Origin of the sequence: Capnocytophaga sp. oral taxon 335 str. F0486 (assembly GCF_000277665.1) — a bacterium.
In the GTDB taxonomy this organism is placed as follows: Bacteria; Bacteroidota; Bacteroidia; order Flavobacteriales; family Flavobacteriaceae; genus Capnocytophaga; species Capnocytophaga ochracea.
The window spans coordinates 1-17,041 of record NZ_AKFR01000014.1; the positions used below are offsets into that span (position 1 = coordinate 1).

The 17,041-nt window shown below is 41.8% G+C and carries 17 protein-coding genes; 7 read left to right on the forward strand and 10 right to left on the reverse strand.

What is annotated here, in order from left to right; all coding sequences use genetic code 11:
- The first annotated feature begins 58 nt into the window (after window positions 1-58).
- Complete coding sequence (locus HMPREF1320_RS02500) at window positions 59-412, forward strand: DUF4280 domain-containing protein (RefSeq protein ID WP_009417377.1); 354 nt, start codon at window positions 59-61, stop codon at window positions 410-412.
- 124 nt (window positions 413-536) lie between these two features.
- A complete protein-coding gene (locus tag HMPREF1320_RS02505) occupies window positions 537-2,540 on the forward strand; it encodes a beta-galactosidase (RefSeq protein WP_009417364.1) in 2,004 nt (667 codons plus the stop codon).
- A 331-nt stretch (window positions 2,541-2,871) separates the two neighbouring features.
- Here the strand turns inward: HMPREF1320_RS02505 and HMPREF1320_RS02510 are convergent, their stop codons facing one another.
- From HMPREF1320_RS02510 to HMPREF1320_RS02520, 3 genes are read right to left on the reverse strand one after another with little or no spacing between them, the layout of a single operon-like run.
- Window positions 2,872-3,204, reverse strand: coding sequence for a MerR family transcriptional regulator (locus HMPREF1320_RS02510; protein WP_009411004.1), 333 nt, complete (start codon window positions 3,202-3,204; stop codon window positions 2,872-2,874).
- A 15-nt stretch (window positions 3,205-3,219) separates the two neighbouring features.
- The gene (locus HMPREF1320_RS02515; protein WP_009417371.1) at window positions 3,220-3,999 is read right to left on the reverse strand and encodes a DUF695 domain-containing protein; all 780 of its coding nucleotides are present in this window, start codon (window positions 3,997-3,999) and stop codon (window positions 3,220-3,222) included.
- Window positions 4,000-4,035: 36 nt separating this feature from the next.
- On the reverse strand, window positions 4,036-5,010 hold the full coding sequence (locus tag HMPREF1320_RS02520) for a M23 family metallopeptidase (protein WP_034553937.1): 975 nt from the start codon (window positions 5,008-5,010) through the stop codon (window positions 4,036-4,038).
- 129 nt (window positions 5,011-5,139) lie between these two features.
- On the opposite strand from HMPREF1320_RS02520, the gene HMPREF1320_RS02525 reads away from it, so the two are divergent.
- On the forward strand, window positions 5,140-5,373 hold the full coding sequence (locus HMPREF1320_RS02525; RefSeq protein WP_034553924.1) for a twin-arginine translocase TatA/TatE family subunit: 234 nt from the start codon (window positions 5,140-5,142) through the stop codon (window positions 5,371-5,373).
- A 129-nt stretch (window positions 5,374-5,502) separates the two neighbouring features.
- Here HMPREF1320_RS02525 and HMPREF1320_RS02530 read toward each other — a convergent pair whose 3' ends face one another.
- The 3 genes from HMPREF1320_RS02530 to HMPREF1320_RS02540 form a co-directional block, all read right to left on the reverse strand.
- The gene (locus HMPREF1320_RS02530) at window positions 5,503-6,423 is read right to left on the reverse strand and encodes an acyltransferase (protein ID WP_009417372.1); all 921 of its coding nucleotides are present in this window, start codon (window positions 6,421-6,423) and stop codon (window positions 5,503-5,505) included.
- Window positions 6,424-6,624: 201 nt separating this feature from the next.
- Entirely contained in the window at window positions 6,625-7,137 is a 513-nt protein-coding gene (locus HMPREF1320_RS11785) for a J domain-containing protein (RefSeq protein WP_009410997.1), read from the reverse strand.
- Complete coding sequence (locus HMPREF1320_RS02540) at window positions 7,137-7,544, reverse strand: hypothetical protein (protein ID WP_009417367.1); 408 nt, start codon at window positions 7,542-7,544, stop codon at window positions 7,137-7,139. The genes HMPREF1320_RS11785 and HMPREF1320_RS02540 overlap by 1 nt, the downstream gene beginning before the upstream one ends.
- Before the next feature lie 519 nt (window positions 7,545-8,063).
- On the opposite strand from HMPREF1320_RS02540, the gene HMPREF1320_RS02545 reads away from it, so the two are divergent.
- The 4 genes from HMPREF1320_RS02545 to HMPREF1320_RS02560 all read left to right on the forward strand — a co-directional run bounded on the left by HMPREF1320_RS02545 (window position 8,064) and on the right by HMPREF1320_RS02560 (window position 13,345).
- On the forward strand, window positions 8,064-8,786 hold the full coding sequence (locus HMPREF1320_RS02545) for a tRNA1(Val) (adenine(37)-N6)-methyltransferase (RefSeq protein WP_009417373.1): 723 nt from the start codon (window positions 8,064-8,066) through the stop codon (window positions 8,784-8,786).
- Between the two features lie 62 nt (window positions 8,787-8,848).
- Window positions 8,849-9,106 carry a flagellar motor switch protein FliM gene (locus HMPREF1320_RS02550; RefSeq protein WP_009417376.1) on the forward strand — a complete coding sequence of 86 codons (258 nt, stop codon included), beginning with the start codon at window positions 8,849-8,851 and terminating at the stop codon, window positions 9,104-9,106.
- Window positions 9,099-9,422 (forward strand): type II toxin-antitoxin system YafQ family toxin, encoded by a 324-nt coding sequence (locus HMPREF1320_RS02555; RefSeq protein WP_009417366.1) that lies wholly within the window; start codon window positions 9,099-9,101, stop codon window positions 9,420-9,422. The genes HMPREF1320_RS02550 and HMPREF1320_RS02555 overlap by 8 nt, the downstream gene beginning before the upstream one ends.
- 26 nt (window positions 9,423-9,448) lie before the next feature.
- The gene (locus HMPREF1320_RS02560) at window positions 9,449-13,345 is read left to right on the forward strand and encodes a DEAD/DEAH box helicase (protein WP_009417381.1); all 3,897 of its coding nucleotides are present in this window, start codon (window positions 9,449-9,451) and stop codon (window positions 13,343-13,345) included.
- A 111-nt stretch (window positions 13,346-13,456) separates the two neighbouring features.
- Here HMPREF1320_RS02560 and rplT read toward each other — a convergent pair whose 3' ends face one another.
- The 4 genes from rplT to thrS form a co-directional block, all read right to left on the reverse strand.
- Entirely contained in the window at window positions 13,457-13,801 is a 345-nt protein-coding gene (rplT, locus tag HMPREF1320_RS02565; protein WP_002674637.1) for a 50S ribosomal protein L20, read from the reverse strand.
- 100 nt (window positions 13,802-13,901) lie between these two features.
- A complete protein-coding gene (rpmI, locus tag HMPREF1320_RS02570; RefSeq protein ID WP_002674635.1) occupies window positions 13,902-14,099 on the reverse strand; it encodes a 50S ribosomal protein L35 in 198 nt (65 codons plus the stop codon).
- 121 nt (window positions 14,100-14,220) lie between these two features.
- Complete coding sequence (infC, locus tag HMPREF1320_RS02575) at window positions 14,221-14,718, reverse strand: translation initiation factor IF-3 (RefSeq protein ID WP_106096058.1); 498 nt, start codon at window positions 14,716-14,718, stop codon at window positions 14,221-14,223.
- A 91-nt stretch (window positions 14,719-14,809) separates the two neighbouring features.
- Window positions 14,810-16,753 carry a threonine--tRNA ligase gene (thrS, locus tag HMPREF1320_RS02580; protein WP_009417375.1) on the reverse strand — a complete coding sequence of 648 codons (1,944 nt, stop codon included), beginning with the start codon at window positions 16,751-16,753 and terminating at the stop codon, window positions 14,810-14,812.
- Between the last annotated feature and the right edge of the window lie 288 nt (window positions 16,754-17,041).

Below are 17,041 nucleotides of genomic sequence, written 5' to 3' on the forward strand. Positions count from 1 at the left end.
GTACCTGATAAGACGAGAGAGAAGAGGTAGAATTATAATTAATAATTTAAATTTATATATGCCAAATATAATCACTAGTACAGCGGAACTTATTTGTAATCAAGGTAGTACTAAAAGTAATCTTACTGTTACAAGTCAAACATTTACAACTATAGAGGAGAAGCCTATTGCCACAGAAGAAGACAAACAAGCCAATGTAAATATACTTTCCTTTGGACAGTGTAAACTAAAACCTACTTCAGGAGGATATTTGCCTTGTGTGCCGTGTCTTATAAAATGGGAGAATACTGCCAAAAATACAACTATAAACGAAATGAAAATTCTTACCGATGAGAGTACTTGTAATTGTGCTATTGGGGGAAAAATATCAGTAACAGATAGAGGACATAACGAAAATCATAAAGTGGAGTAACATTAAACATACAAAAAAGACTTTTCTTATTAATTTGATAAGTTTTCTAAAAGAAAAGATAAGTGGATAAAGACTTTATTGCCTTACCTTTGCAACACAAAATGTACCACCAAAAAGTATTTGTATGTTTTTAAGAAGTTATATATACCTTTTATGCCTTGGGATTGCCTCCATCACTACCACTGTGAAAGCGCAACCCTATGTATCACCCATTGGTGCACAGGTGTTCATAGAGCCTGGTCAAACCGATGAGGAGATAAATACTTGGTTCAAACTCCTCAGCGAGCACCAAATGAACTGTTGCCGCATTCGTATGTTCGAGAACTATATGAAGCGCCCCGACGGTACTTGGGATTTCTCTCTTTTTGACAAGGCTTTTAAAGCAGCAGAGCGGTACAATGTGAAGATTGTAGGCACGCTCTTCCCCGCTGCCCCCGACAATTCGTTAGGAGGCTTTAAACACCCTTATTCGCAGTCGCATCTACAAGAAATTGCTACCTATATCAAGCAAGTAGTAACCCATTTCAAAACCTCACCTGCCCTCTATGGTTGGGTGCTGATGAACGAACCTGGCACAGGGGGTTGGGTACCTAACGACGCTTTTGCTAATACCAAAAAAAATGAATGGCTCAAAACACTACAACCTACTACTTACAACAGCAAAGGCTACCCACAAATAGTAGATTTCACCCCTCAACAGTTCTTGCTACACTACAACACTTGGTATCTGCAATGGATTGCCAACGAGGTGAAAAAGCACGACCCTAATGTCTATTTGCACGTCAATTCTCACCAAATATTCAGCAATATTGCCGAATACAATTTCCCTGCTTGGCGCAACTTCCTCAATTCGTTAGGTGCTTCAGCTCACCCCAGTTGGCATTACACTATGTTTCACAGAAGTCAGTACGCTACGGCTTTGGGGGCAAATTGCGCTATCATACGTTCGGGAGCAGGCGAATTGCCTTTTTGGGTAACCGAATTGCAAGGAGGCAACAACACCTATAGCGGTTATAAAGCCTTCTGCCCTACCAAAGAAGAAATCACTCAATGGCTGTGGACGAGCATTGGCAACGGTGCTGAACACATCTTATTTTGGTGCTTAAACCCTCGTGCTGTGGGTGATGAAGCAGGCGAATGGGCGCTCGTAGATTTCCAAAACCAACCCACCGACCGACTCACTGCTGCCTCTGAAGTTGCCAAAACACTCCGAAAAATCAACAGCAGCAAATTTAAACCCGTAGTAGCCAATATTCACATCCTCTATACCCGCGAAACACTTTGGGTAGAAAAGAAAGCTCAACTAAATGATAATACCAACAATAATTACGAGGGCAGAAACACGGGAGGAGCTATGAAATCGGCGTTTGCAATGTACGAAACCCTACTTGAAAACGGTATCAATAGTCAGTTTCAGTGCTTTGATGAGTTCAACTGGAACAAACCCTCTTACAAAGGCGAAACAATTATTTTATCAGGACAAGTAAGCCTCCCATCGCGTTATTGGGAACCTCTGCGCAACTTTGTACGCAATGGCGGCAAACTGATTATGGAAGGTCTCAGTGCTTTTTACGACGAAAATATGTTTGCCCTACATCACACGGGCTTTCCGCTACAAGATGTATTAGGAGGAGCACTGAAAGAAGTAAAATGCCTCCCTACCGATTTCAGTGTAAATTACCAAAACGCCCCTCTGCCTGCCCACCTTTGGAAAGGAAGTATCTACAATACTCAAGGTCAAATAGTTGTCCAAGAGGGGAATAGTGTGTTGGCAACGCGACATCGCTTTGTAAAAGGAGAGACTTTTTGGTTTCCATCGCTATTGGGTATGGGTGCTTTGCGCAGTGGCAAAGGGGAAGCTCTTTCGCATTTGCTACTCGCCGAAGCGCAAGCTACAGTCCCTTTTCAGTTTGAAACTTACCAAAAAGGAGTGCAAATGTATACAATGCAAAAAGACAATCAATATCTTACTATTCTCATCAACAAACGCCCACAAGCTACCTCAGTGGCATTGCGCTGCCCCAAAGGAGTAAATCCTTCGGTCGTTTTTGCCGATAAGGGAGGAAGCGCAACAGCTAACACCGCCCACCTATCCTCCGAAGAGACATTAGTGATTCTTTGGAAATAGACACAAATTAATATTGATGTTTTTTCCTAAAAAAGCTGTACGAGTATAGTTACATCGTACAGCTTTTTTGTTATTTGATGTGAATTCGATGTTAGAAAAGTGTAGCTTACGCTACAGAAATCTTACAAATCTTAAAAAAATCAAACAAATGGATAGCTTTGCTGTTTTAAATGTCTCGCATAGATTTCACGAATTACACGGATTTGACACAGATAAATCTCTATTATTATCAGTTGTGATGCACACGGATTAGTAGCTCTGCTACTGGAGATTCACACAGATTGTAATACAAATATAATTGTAAATCAATATTGTATATATCGAACTGACATTATTCAAGATTTTCTTTGATATCGATAAGCATTTGCTTTACACGCTCTAACTTTGTAACCACATCAAGGTTTGTAAGAGGTTTCTGCTTGTCTTCTTTAAGACGTTGACGCGCCCCTTCAAGGGTGTAGCCTTGTTCTTTTACCAAATGATAGATAAGCTGGAGTTTCTTAACATCATCGGGAGAGAATTTCCTGCTTCCCGAACTCGTCTTTCTCGGGCTGATAATAGAAAATTCCTTTTCCCAAAAGCGAATAAGAGAAGCATTCACATTGAAAGCCTTTGCTATTTCTCCTATGGTGTAATATAGTTTATCGGGTAATACAATATCCATTTCTCTAAGAAATTATCAGTTATCAGTTACATTCACACAGCCCCAGCCGTCGTATTCTCCTTCAAAAGAAGAAGCTAGCTCTATCAGTTCCCATACGATATTATTGATATCTAACGGGCTGTCCTCACGTGTGGCTTCGACGGTGTAAGGAAAAGTATGTCCTTCGGATTTCCGTTCCTCTACTGTTTTCTCATCACTCAAACGCACTTTATAGCCTTTTTCGGCTACTTTCTCGGCAAAACCTTGTTGTTGTGCCTCACTTTTGAAGTAGATAAAATGGTCTATTTCACGAGGGACTTCCATCTTATCCCCTTTCTTCTCAAGTTGCATTAGCACTTTTCTGTTCTGCATCGTTTGATAAGAAAACTCATCAGGATAAAGAAAGTCGAAATAATCTTCCCATTGGGCATCTTCAGCGGTATTATATCCCGATTTATAACCCTCAAAAGCTTGTAACGCTTCTTCGCAAGTCTGTGCTAAAACTTCCGCATTATTACAGTAAAACCAAAGCTCTAAAAAGCCTTCGGATTTTACCACACCTGCCAATACTGCTCCTGTGGCTTCGGCTTTCTCGCTTATGGCATCTTCTATATCACAGAGGATAGGATACTCCTCCTTTGAAGGAAATCCATCAGGAGTAGGGTTTTGCATTTTTATATAAAACTGTAAACGTTGCGATAAGCCCTCGAGAGGAGCAAGCTCAAACAAGGCTAAATTGGTGCGTATAGAAGCTGGGACGCCTTCGATATGGCACATAAAGAAGTCCCAATTCTGGGGAAGATTATGGTGAGTCATATGGGTTTAATTAACAAAATACTATTTCCAATCATCTTAGTCAAGCGATTGATTTTCTTGGGTAGAAACGTGTAGCATTTCGGTGTATTCGCTCGGGGTGAGGTTGCCATAATAGAAGTGTATCGGGTTGATGTGTTCGCCGTTCTTTATCACTTCGTAGTGCAGGTGTGGAGCTTCCGAGCGACCTGTACTTCCTACCCTTCCTATGAGGTCGCCACGCTTGACGTGTTGTCCTGCACGCACATTGTAAGCCGAAAGGTGTCCGTAGAGAGTTACATAGCCATAACCGTGGTCGATGCGAATGTGGTTACCATAACCTGAGGCATTGCTATCGGCACGTGCTACTACTCCATCGCCCGCAGCATATACAGGAGTGCCTTGGGGCGCAGTGAAGTCCATACCATAATGGAACTTACGCGCTTTGGTAAAAGGGTCGATACGCCAACCATATCCCGATGCCATATGCTTTAAATCTTTATTATTAATAGGCTGAATGGCAGGAATGGAAGACAAGAATTTTTCCTTTGCCTTAGAAAGTTTAGCAATCTCATCTAACGATTTTGACTGTACGACCAACTGTTTTCGCAATACGTCTAAGCGTTTGTTTGTATTGGCAACAAGTTTGGAGTTTCCGTATTTTTCGAGGTTTTTATAGCGGTTAGGGTCTTTGAGGCTTTTGCGAACACTATCGGGGATAATAGGAGCGTTGAAGTAAAGGCGGTACATATTATTATCGCGTTCTTCAAGGTCGGCAAGCACATCTTCCGCCAATTCCATCTTTTTGTTCAGGATTTGGTAGTTGGTTTCATAGGTTTTAATCTCGCGTGCTAATACCACCTCGCGGGGGGTGAAAAACAAGCGCGAGTTAATCATTATAAAAGAGAATAAAATCCCGAAGAGTGCAGCAGCTGTAAGAAAAATTAAAGCATTGCGCACCTTTGTACGCTTTCGGGAGAGGATGCGTTTATACGAGAGCGTATCGGGGTCGTAATAATATTTTACCTTTTTCATACGGGCAAAAGTATAAAAAAAATATGATATTTGCTGTTTTATGACAAAAAAAATGTAATTTTGCAGTGAATAGGCCATAGGCAGTAGGTCATAGGCCATAGTGTTAATTATCAATTGTTAATTGATTTTATGGGGTTTTCAGAAATTATATTCATACTTTTTATGGTTTTAATCCTTTTTGGGGCTGATAAGCTCCCAAGTATTGCGCGTGGTTTAGGAAAGGCAATGCGCCAACTGCGCGATGCTACCGATGAGATTAAAACTGAAATACAACGCGGTGCTGAGAAGGCAGGTGTAGATACTAAAATTGTAGAAGAGACTCAAAAAGAAATTGAAAAAATGAAAAAAACAATTGACAATTGACAATGAACAATTGACAAAACGAGTATTTATGAGATAAATTGCCTTAATTTAATGTATAATTGGTATTCAACTTTGCCAAAGGTGCGAGCCGTACGGGCAGAAAACTTTGGCAAAGTGTAGCGACGCAAATTAACTAATGAGCAAATTGCAACCTCTGATATCGGCGTTGTCGAAGCGTCCTAATACTTCAAAAGTACCATCGGGGTATAGCTTCCCTAAATCTTGAGTAGCAATAAAACTACACGATTCTCTATTGGCTAAATCGATGATATTAATTCCGCCGGTTTTGCCGGTAGGCAGATAGCTTAGCGCATCATTCGTATCGCGTATAAGGATTTTCAGCCAAGGTACACACTTATAAATACCCTTACCAGCAGAGTAGGCTTGCGAAAGCAGTTCGGTCATTCCGTATTCCGAGTGAATCATTTCGACACCAAAGCCTTTACAGAGGAGCGCGTGCAATTCTTCGCGCACGAGTTCTTTGCGACGACCTTTCATTCCGCCAGTTTCCATTACAATCGTATTTTTTAAAGAGAAAGTATGCTTGGCTATAAGGTCGAGTAACGCAAAGGATACCCCTATGAGCAGTACTTTCTTGCCCGAAGCATCAAGGGTTTGCAAACGCTCAGCTAAGAGGTCGTATTCATTGAGATAAAAACCGCTGTACTGGCTACCAGAGCGCTCAATGAGGTCGGCTACCATAGTGATGAGGGAAGAGCCGGTGCGTTCTAAATACGAGGGAAGAAGGGCTAAAACTACATAATCTTCAACGTTGCCGTAGAAATGTTCAAAGCCTTTACGGAAGCTTTGTTCATACAAGCTAAGGTCTTTCACATAGTGTCGGGAGGTTTGTGCGCCTGTTGTACCACTGCTGGTGAAGATTTGCTGGTGAGGCGCATTGCCACAATACACTTTTTCAGTTTTAAAACATTCGATAGGAAGAAAAGGTATTTTTTCGAGTGTGTTTACCTTATTAGGAAGGCAGTTCAATAGGGTACAAAAGCGATGGTATACCTCGTTGTTTTCGTATTGATAACGAAAAGTATCCAAGGCAACAGCTGTAAAATCTATGTTTGCTGATAGTTGAATTTTGTCGTTCGTTAAAGTGAAGTATCGCTTGGGCTATAGAAATTAATCAAAAAATTAAGTTTTTGACTCATTGATAGACTTTATCAAAGGCTTAGCACTTTGGCAAAGTGTATATCGCAAATTTTATTGATTATTCAATTTATATTTATCAACTGTGCTTAATTAAGGCAAAAGTCCTTTTAGGAGACCAAAAGAAGGGTTTAGCAAGATGGTGCTTAGAATGATGACAAGGGCTACAAGCACAATTTTCACCCAAGAGGAGTACTGTTTTTTGGGAGATGCTAAGAAAGTGTCGTACTCTTTTCGGGTTTTTACGGTAGCGATTTTCTGTTCGAAATAAATATCTATCAAAGAGGGCAAATCCTTTACGGTACGAGCTTTTGAGGAGGCGCTATTTTTTTGTGAGGTTTTCTTTTTAGCTTGTTTTTTAGGTTCTTCGGTTTTCTTTTGTCCTTTTAACTCAGCGGCGAGGTCGGCGTCGTAGTCTTTACGACTTTCGGGGTCGGAAAGGACTGCGTAAGCTTCTTGTAGGCTTTTGAATTTTTCGGCAAAGAAATCGTCGCCCTGATGTTTATCGGGGTGATAGGCTTTTGCGAGCTTTTTGTAGGCATCGCGTATTTGGTCGTCAGAAGCCTTTTGGCTAACTCCTAATATTTCGTAGTAATCCTTTAACATTATAATCTTGGTTTTTGAGAGGTGTTATCGTGGCTTTCCCAGCCGATGAGTTTGTTATTTTGGAATGTGAGGGTAAGGGTTTTGTAGTGCCAACGTTCGGTAGTAGAGCCTTTGAATCCTGCACTTTGGACTTCTAACGGCTTACCGAGCGCCATTTTCACCAAAAAGTCGGGCATACCTTCGGTATATACGCCTTTTTCGACGGAACTTGTGGTGGGCTCACCGTATTCACTTTTGATGAGCTCCATAATTCTGTCTTTGGTATCTTCTTCGTCTACCAAAGCATTTTGCCATTTTTGGCGTTTTTCTTCAATGGATTTTTCTCTTTTTAAGTTGGTAGTTCCCTGCATTACAAGTATATAAATGAGGTAGGCTACGCTTATTGCGAGAATAGAATAATATATCATTGTATGTTATTTTATTATATAATTCTTCACTGAGGGTGCAAAACTACAAAAACAATTTTTAATATACAAATTTGAAAATTAGCAAATTTGAAAATTGGGAAATTAGAAAATGAAAGTGTGAGCCGCACGGGCAGTTTGTGTGAGTCGTACGGGTAGTTTTTAAGAAGAATAAAATAGGGATTTTCAAAAAGAAAAATATACTATGATATAGGTACCTTATACGAACCTTGAACGAATCTTGGACGATTGGTATAGGATAAAAGGTGCTTTTTTGAAAGGTGGGAATCTATAAAAAGAAGTTTCTGTGGTAATATATTCTGCTTTATTGGTAGATAGGCAGAATATATTACCTATGTGACTGGTACCAACTCTGAAAGTCAAAAAAATATTCAGAAGGGGGTTGCTGATTGGTAATTATTTTGTATCTTTGCTTGAATTAAAAAAAAGAGGTTGAAAAAGGGGTAGAACGACTTTTTTGTATTAAAAACTGATAACCTCGGAGGAAGGAGCAAAGAGAATATGACATTTAAGTTTAAGCAATTTAACGTAAAGCAAGCACAAAGTGCGATGAAGATAGGCACTGATGGGGTGCTATTGGGGGCGTGGACGCCTGTTGAGAATCCTAAAAGTATACTGGATATTGGGGCGGGAACGGGCTTATTGTCGCTAATGTTAGCTCAACGCTCTGACGCTCCTGTGATTGACGCCGTGGAAATAGACGAAAAAGCCTATATAGAATGCACGGAGAACTTCGAAGAGAGCCAATGGGGCGACCGCTTGTTTTGCTATCACGCTTCGTTTCAGGAATTTGCTTTGGAGATAGATGAAGTGTACGACCTTATCATCTCTAATCCGCCTTTCTATACCGCTGATTATAAAACAGCTGAAAAAGCGCGCAACACGGCTCGGTTTACTGATACGCTTTCGTTTTCGGAGCTCTTAGAAGGGGTAAGCCAATTACTGTCGGACGAGGGTGTTTTTAGTATTATTTTGCCATATAGCGAAACCGAAGGATTTATCGCTCTTGCATCGGGTTATGGTCTTTTTCCTCAGAAAATCACTCATACGCGAGGCAATGCTACGGCTGAACTAAAACGGAGTATGCTACTACTGAGTAGAAAAGAGCTCTCCTCCTACCCTATCGATGTGCTTATTATTGAGAAGGAACGTGGGGTTTATACTGAGGCGTACAAGTCGCTCACAAAGGATTTTTATTTAAATTTAGGAAATGAAGTGGGCTAAGGACTAAGGAGAGTAATTTGGTGATTTGGTAATTATGCATTATCTTTGCCAAAAAAAGAAATATGAGAACTGTAAAATATAACGAAATGGTTAATTATAATGTGAGTATTCCTAAGGAAAATGCTCCTATGTTTGAATCACTTTTCAAGAAATACAACGTAATTGCCGAACCTACTGTAGTAGCAGAACCCGTAGAGGAGTATATTCCTAACGAGGAAACTATAAGAGCTATTGAGGAGGGAAGAAGAGAGTTTAGAGAAGGACTACTAAAAGGTTATAAAAATCTTGATGAATTATTTAGTGATTTAGACAATGAATAATACGGAGCAAGAAGAAATTCCTAAATATTCTATTTTTATAACAACTACCTATAAAAAAGAATACAAAAAATTCTCTAATCAGGAAGCTAAGAAAAAGGCTATAAAAGAAATTATAAAAATCCTGATGTACAAAGGAACTGAAGGTATTCCCAAGAAAAACCTTCCACATCTCTTAACAGGAAATTACAAAGGTTGTTGGGAATGCCATATAGAGTCTGATTTGTTACTGATTTGGGAACAAAACGATGAAAATATGGCTATTATACTTCAAAGAATAGGTAGCCATTCTGAACTTTTCTATAAAAACAAGAAATAAAACACTTCCTCTTTTAGCACTGAAAAATGAACCAAGAAGTATTTACTGCTCTGCAAAACAAACTGAAAGTGGGTAACCGTCGTGGCGTGCACCTCAATGCACTTCCTGGTGCTTCGCGCTATAAATTTGATATTGCACGACTTTCGGCTATCTTCAAGAGCTTGCCCGAACGCTTTATCCTCGACTTACTCACCTTACGCAACCTCAACTTTTCGTTTTCTATTCACGATACCGAAAGTACGGATATAGATATCCCCCGTTCCCCCCAAGGGGGACAAGCCTCTAAAAATATACCTAAAGAACGTGAGGCAACCTTAGAAAAACTCGTAGATAGCATCGAAAACCTGATGTTCCAAAGCGAGGTTATCACTTCCGAAAAAGGGGTGAACACACTGGGTTTTGGCTTCCCCATACTATTGCGTCGGGATATGGGCGACGGACAACTCACGGCTGCGCCTATCCTAATTTGGTCGGTGAAGATAAAGCCAGCTAACCAAATGAATACGTGGGTGATAAGTCGCAATGAGGACGACCCTATCTACCTAAACGAGGTGCTCACCAACCACCTGCAAAACGATTCGGGCGTAAGCCTTAAACCTATCCCCGATGAGATGCTAGAAGACGGTAAAATCGATAAACCTGAACTGCACTCTCTTTGTTCGGATATCCTCAACCAACTGAAAGTTACCCAAAACTTGGATTTCTTGCTGAACAACTATACCGAGATTCTCCCTCTAAAAACCAAAGCGGAGTACGAGGAACTTTTACCTAACAAGGGCGATGCTTTTATAGAAAAAAGCGGTATTCTCTCCCTCTTTGAAGTGCAAAAACAGAACATCATCAACGATTACGAATCGCTGAAAAAGGAATTTGTACCTTTGCAGACAACAGCCAACGAACAATTCCAATCGCTAAGTGCTATTGAAACCGACCCCTCTCAACAGTCGATTTTGGAATCGCTGAAAAGTCAGCAGAAAATACTCATTCAAGGTCCTCCAGGTACGGGCAAGAGCCAAACGCTCACGGCAATTCTCATCAATGCTTTGGAAAACAAACAGAAAACATTAGTAGTCTGCGAGAAACAAACAGCCCTCGAAGTGCTCTACAACGCCTTGCAAAACAAAGGTTTGGGCAGGTATTGTACAATGATAAAAGATGCTATTGCCGACCGTAGGTTTATTGTAGATGCTGTGCGTAACCATATAGATAATGCCGAGTTTAAAAAAGAAACACCAGCCTTCCTCGAAAATCTCCTTGCCGAACAAGTGCAAGCAATGCGCAAAATCACAACAGATATCAATGCTATTCACCACAAACTCAACCAACCGCTCCTCAACCAACTGTCGTGGACAGATGTAATGGCGGAGTTAATGCGCTACGAAACAGATAGAGAAGAACTCGATCTCTCGGCTTTTTCCTTTCAATTTACTGATGAAGAATTCGCTTCTCTCGCACCCCTTTGGCAACAAGGTGAGGCACTCTATCAGCGATATGCACCCTACGCCCAAAATCATCTGTTCAACCCCAAAAAACTCACCGCTACCAATCTGTTTAACACCCAACAACAACTCGCCGAAGCCTTCAAGCAATACGCACAACAGTGGGAGGTTATCCAGCAACAAATAGCTGTTTATAAAGCCTATTACTTGCACAAACGCAAAGAAGAATTTATACAGCAGCTGGATACCTTAGCGCAATACCGCAATGAGTATGAGCTGATTACTGCTACCCTCCCTCCTACTTCACCTGTGTATCAACCAGAGGTAACCAAAGGATTTTTCTATAAACTCTCAGCACTTTTTTCTTCTGAGAAAAAGCAGGTGTTGAAAACCCAAAAACGCTTGCAAGAACTCTGTACTGCGATTAAAGCACTCAGTTTGCACCGCAATTTTTCGTCAATTGCTATTTCGGATAACCTATTGCTCAACAAAACTGTTATCGCCGAGTACACTCCTGCCATTGCCCAAGCACAAACTGATTTCGACGGCAAAGCCAATGCTGATTTTGCTACCTTAGACCTACTCAATTACTACGAACGCTCGTTTGTGAACGCTGATTTAGACAAGCTCATAAGCGAAGTAAAATCGCTTAAAAACCGTATAGAAGCTGATAGTTGGCTCGACACCCTCAATTTTGGCAATACCTTTGCCGAGTTTGAAACCTTTATCGCTCGCAGTTTAGCGACCTACAACAGCTATCAAGCCGACCCTGCACAACCTTTGGTAGTTCAATACGAATGGTTTGCATTCTTCCAATCACTCAACGATTTCCAAGAGCGCATCGTTTTATCACTTACCAAAGTAACGCATTGGGAAGCCTCCTTCCTCTACGCTTACTACACCTTGCTCTTGCAACAATATGCCGATGATACGCTAAACTTCAACGAGCGCGATTACGCCGATTTAAAAAAGAAAGTACACTACTTCGCCTCTGCCCAAAAAGATTTTATCGAGGGCTACTGGAATGCCCAGCAACGCAAAGCAGTAAAAACGTTTGAAGAAGCTAACAAGGAACTCACTGTGGCCAACCTCTACAACAAGCGCAAAAGTGAAAAGCACAGTCGACTCACTTTGAGACAAATAGCGATGAAGGACACCGACCTCTTTACGAGTTTCTTCCCTATTATCCTCACCACCCCCGATGCTTGTTGCAACCTGTTTGAGGGCAAGAATTTCTATTTCGACAATGTGGTGTTTGACGAGGCAAGTCAGCTGAAACTTGAAGACAACCTGCCGGCTATGCTCAAAGGTAAGACGATTATCATCGCAGGTGATGAACACCAAATGCCACCGTCTAACTACTTTAGCAAAGTATTCGACGGTACTGCCGAAGATGATGACGATAACGAGGAAGAAGATGAAGTGCTCACCTACAAAAATGCAATGCTGAACATAGAGTCGCTCTTGGATTACGCTTTGGAATACCAATTCAGTAAGAACCATTTAGATTTTCACTATCGTTCTAAACACCCTTATCTGATTGATTTTTCTAACCACGCTTTCTACAACGCCCGATTGCGTCCGCTACCCAGCACCGAAAGTCGTATCCCTATCCATTTCACTCAGGTAAATGGCACATTCGATGAGCATATCAACCGTGAGGAAGCCGCCGAAGTATTGCGTATCCTCTCACAAATAGAACCTCGTCCTGACGGTAGTTACCCATCGGTGGGGATTGCGACCTTCAATATCACCCAGCGCAACTACATACGCAAACAAATACTCCAAAAGCAAAACGACCCTACGCAAACGGCTTTTCGAGAGAAAATCAACGCCTTAGAGCAAGCAGGACTCTTTATCAAGAACTTGGAAAACATACAAGGTGACGAGCGCGATATCATCATCTTATCGGTAACTTATGGCAAGAAGAAAGGGGGCAAGTTCGTACAGAGTTTTGGTCCGCTGAACTTCTCCAAAGGCTACAAACTGCTGAACGTGATTATCACCCGCGCCAAGGAACAGATATACGTGTGCAACTCTATCCCCGAAGAATTGTTAGCAACCTATAAAGAGGCTTTAGCGCAAGAAGGGGCTAACAACCGCCGCGCTGTGCTCTACGCCTACCTCGCCTACGCCCGTGCTGTAAGCGACGGCAATGATGTTATTCGCCGTGAAATCCTATCGGAACTCGACCTCTACGGACACAAACATAACGATATCGACCAACAAAGTAAAAGTGCTTTTAAAGAACAAACCTACCGTCAGCTCAAAGAAAAATACCCCGACCAGCGTATTACAATGGACTACGAGTTTGGTGGTTATACTATCGATATTTTGTTAGAACCCAAGGAAGGCAGGCCCGTAGCTGTAGAATGCCTTAGCAAACCTCTTTACAACAACGATTTAGCCTATTTAGAAGACCTGCACAAGGAAAAAATATTGCTAAACGCCGGCTTTGACTACAAAAGGAAATGGGCGAAATGAGTGCACAGGCAGTTAGGAAAGGAATATCAGAAAGACCGTAACAAGAAAAATAAAAAAGCGACTCCTGGGGAGTCGCTTTTTCTATACGGAATTATATCTTTAGTTAAACGTTTATTTTACTTTTTCTACAATAGCTTTGAACGCTTCGGGGTGGTTCATTGCCAAATCGGCAAGAACTTTACGGTTGAGCTGGATGTCAGCTGCTTTAAGTTTACCCATAAATTGAGAGTAAGACAATCCGTGCAAGCGAGCCCCTGCGTTGATACGCACAATCCACAAAGCGCGGAAGGTTCTCTTCTTGTTACGGCGGTCGCGGTAAGCGTACTGCATTGCTTTCTCAACAGCGTTTTTGGCTACCGTCCAAACGTTTTTTCTGCGGCCAAAGAAACCTTTGGCTTGCTTCATTATTTTTTTTCTACGAGCTCTACGAGCTACAGCATTTACTGATCTTGGCATAAATTCCTTTTTTTTAATTTTTGTAGCAGGTGGTTTGTGCTTAAAACAAACGCTTAGGGGTACCTACTCCACGGTTATTAATTTCCTACTATTTAAACAATTATTTTAAGCCTAATTGTTTCTTCACGCTTGCTTCGTCGTTAGAGTGAACGAGCGTAGCGTGGGTGAGTGCTAACTTGCGTTTTTTAGCTTTCTTAGTTAAGATGTGGCTTTTAAACGCGTGTTTTCTCTTGATTTTACCAGAGCCGGTGAGCTTGAAGCGCTTTTTAGCTCCAGATTTAGTTTTAATTTTTGGCATTTGCTTAGATTTTTATTGATATAATTCCGTCCTCCCCCTGCCCCTCCCAAGGAGGGGAGTTATGGGAGTTTATTTTTGCCCTCACTTTTATCCTCCCCTTGGGGGAGGGTTAGGGAGGGGATTATTTTTTCTTGGGTAAGGGTGCGAGGAACATCGTCATACGTTTTCCTTCGAGTTTAGGCATTTGTTCTACTTTGCCATAGTCTTCGAGGTCGGTGGCGAGACGCAAGAGGAGGATTTCTCCTTGGTCTTTATAGATGATAGAACGACCTTTGAAGAATACGTAGGCTTTTACTTTGGAGCCTTCTTTGAGGAACTTCTCGCCGTGTTTCTTCTTAAACTCATAGTCGTGGTCATCGGTTTGAGGACCAAAGCGAATTTCCTTAATTACTACTTTGGTAGCTTTGGCTTTCATCTCTTTCTCACGCTTCTTTTGTTCGTAAAGGAATTTCTTATAATCGATTACCTTACAAACAGGAGGCGTGGCGTTTGGTGAAATTTCCACCAAATCGAGTTCTAATTCATTAGCAATTTCTAATGCTTTGCGAGTGGGGTATACGCCTCCTTCGACGTTTTCCCCTACCAAACGCACCTCAGGAACGCGGATATCGCGATTGATACGATGAGGTTGTTTGTCATCTCTGCCCGGTGTGTTACTTTTTTTTATGATGGCTATTTAAATTTAAAATTACTTTCACTATTCTAATTTGCTAATTAGCAAATTGTTTAATTGACTTAGCGACTTCGTCGTTGATGAGTTTAGCAAAGGCTTCTACGCTCATACTTCCTAAATCCTCACCACCGCGTTTGCGCACTGATACGGTGCCTTCTTTCTCTTCATTCTCGCCTACAATGAGCATATACGGGATTTTTTGAGTTTCGGCTTCGCGTATTTTTTTGCCCATAGTTTCAGCACGATTGTCTATCAGGGTGCGAATATCGGAATTTTCTAACAATCTCAAAACTTTTTGAGCATAATTTTCATATTTTTCACTCAATGATAGTACGATAGCTTGACTCGGGTTGAGCCATAATGGGAAGTTTCCGGCAGTGTGTTCCAATAAAATGGCTACAAAACGTTCCATACTTCCGAAAGGCGCACGGTGAATCATTACAGGGCGGTGCATTTCATTATCAGCGCCTTTATACCAAAGGTCGAAACGCTCTGGGAGGTTGTAATCTACCTGAATGGTACCGAGTTGCCAGCTTCTGCCTAAGGCATCTTTCACCATAAAGTCGAGTTTAGGTCCGTAGAAAGCAGCTTCACCTGTTTCGATTACATAGCTCAAACCTTTTTCTTTCGCAGCGTTGATGATGGCATTTTCGGCTTTTGCCCAATTCTCATCACTACCGATATACTTGGTGGGGTTTTCGGGGTCGCGCAACGATACTTGTGCGGTAAAATTGTCGAATCCAAGAGAGCCGAATACATAGAGCACCAAATCGATTACGTGTTTGAACTCGTCGTCTAACTGCTCAGGAGTACAGAAGATGTGCGCATCGTCTTGGGTAAAGCAACGCACGCGGGTTAAGCCGTGCAATTCGCCACTTTGCTCGTAGCGATATACTGTACCGAACTCGGCAAAACGTTTTGGCAAATCTTTATAACTCCAAGGGTGTGAGTTGTATATCTCGCAGTGGTGCGGACAGTTCATCGGTTTTAGTAAATACTCCTCGCCTTCGTTAGGGGTGGCAATGGGTTGGAAACTATCTTTTCCGTATTTATCCCAGTGACCTGAGGTTACATACAAATTCTTATGACCGATATGCGGGGTAACTACCTGCTCGTAACCAGCTTGTTTTTGGGCTTTGCGCAAAAAGGCTTCGAGACGTTCGCGCAAGGCAGCTCCTTTGGGTAACCAGAGTGGTAAGCCTTGTCCTACCTTGTTAGAGAAGGTAAAGAGTTCGAGTTCTTTACCGAGCTTGCGGTGGTCGCGTTTTTTAGCTTCTTCAAGCAGTTCGAGGTATTCGGTGAGTTCTTTTTGTTTAGGGAATGAGATACCATACACACGAGTAAGTTGTGGGTTGTGCTCATCACCACGCCAATAAGCCCCAGCAGCGCTGAGTACTTTTACGGCTTTTACAAAGCCTGTGTTGGGGATATGCCCCCCACGACAAAGGTCGGTGAAGGTGCTGTGGTCGCAGAAGGTAATCGTACCATCTTCGAGGGCTTCGATGAGTTCAGTTTTGTACTCATTTTTGCCTGCGTAGTACGACAAGGCTTCGGCTTTACTCACGGGGCGCATTTTGAAAGGGTGTTTGCCACGTGCGATTTCCAAGAATTTAGCTTCAATGGCAGGGAAATCTTTTTCGGAAATCGGTTTGCCGTTGAAATCGACATCGTAATAGAAACCATTGGCGATGGCAGGACCTATGGTGAGCTTGATGCCGGGGTAGAGCTCTTCGAGTGCTTGTGCCAAGATGTGCGCTGAGGAGTGCCAGAAAGCTTTTTTACCTTCGGGACTATCCCAAGTGTATAATATTAAACTACCGTCGGTCGTCAGGGGGGTAACGGTTTCTATGGTTTTGCCATTGAAGCTGGCAGAAAGGACGTTACGCGCCAGTCCCTCGCTGATAGAGGCTGCGATTTCGGCGGGAGTAATCCCACTTTGGTACTCTTTTACAGAGCCGTCGGGTAGTGTAATTTTAATCATTTTTTTGTTGTTGAAAATTGTTGCTGTTGTGTTAGAAAGTGCAAAAGTACAAAATAATTAGTAATTGACAATAAATAATGAAGAAAAATATTTAGAGAGAGGTCGTAGGACGAATTTGGAAATGAGAAAATTTGGAAATGAGAGAATGAGAAAATGAGGAGCGAGCTACAAGAAAAGTGCCTGCGGAGAGAATTAACTTTGCCAAAGTTTGAAACTTTGGCAAAGTGCGTACCGCAAAAGCGATGTGTTAGGACTGTTAGGAGCGCTCGGAAGGAAACGGAAAAGTTC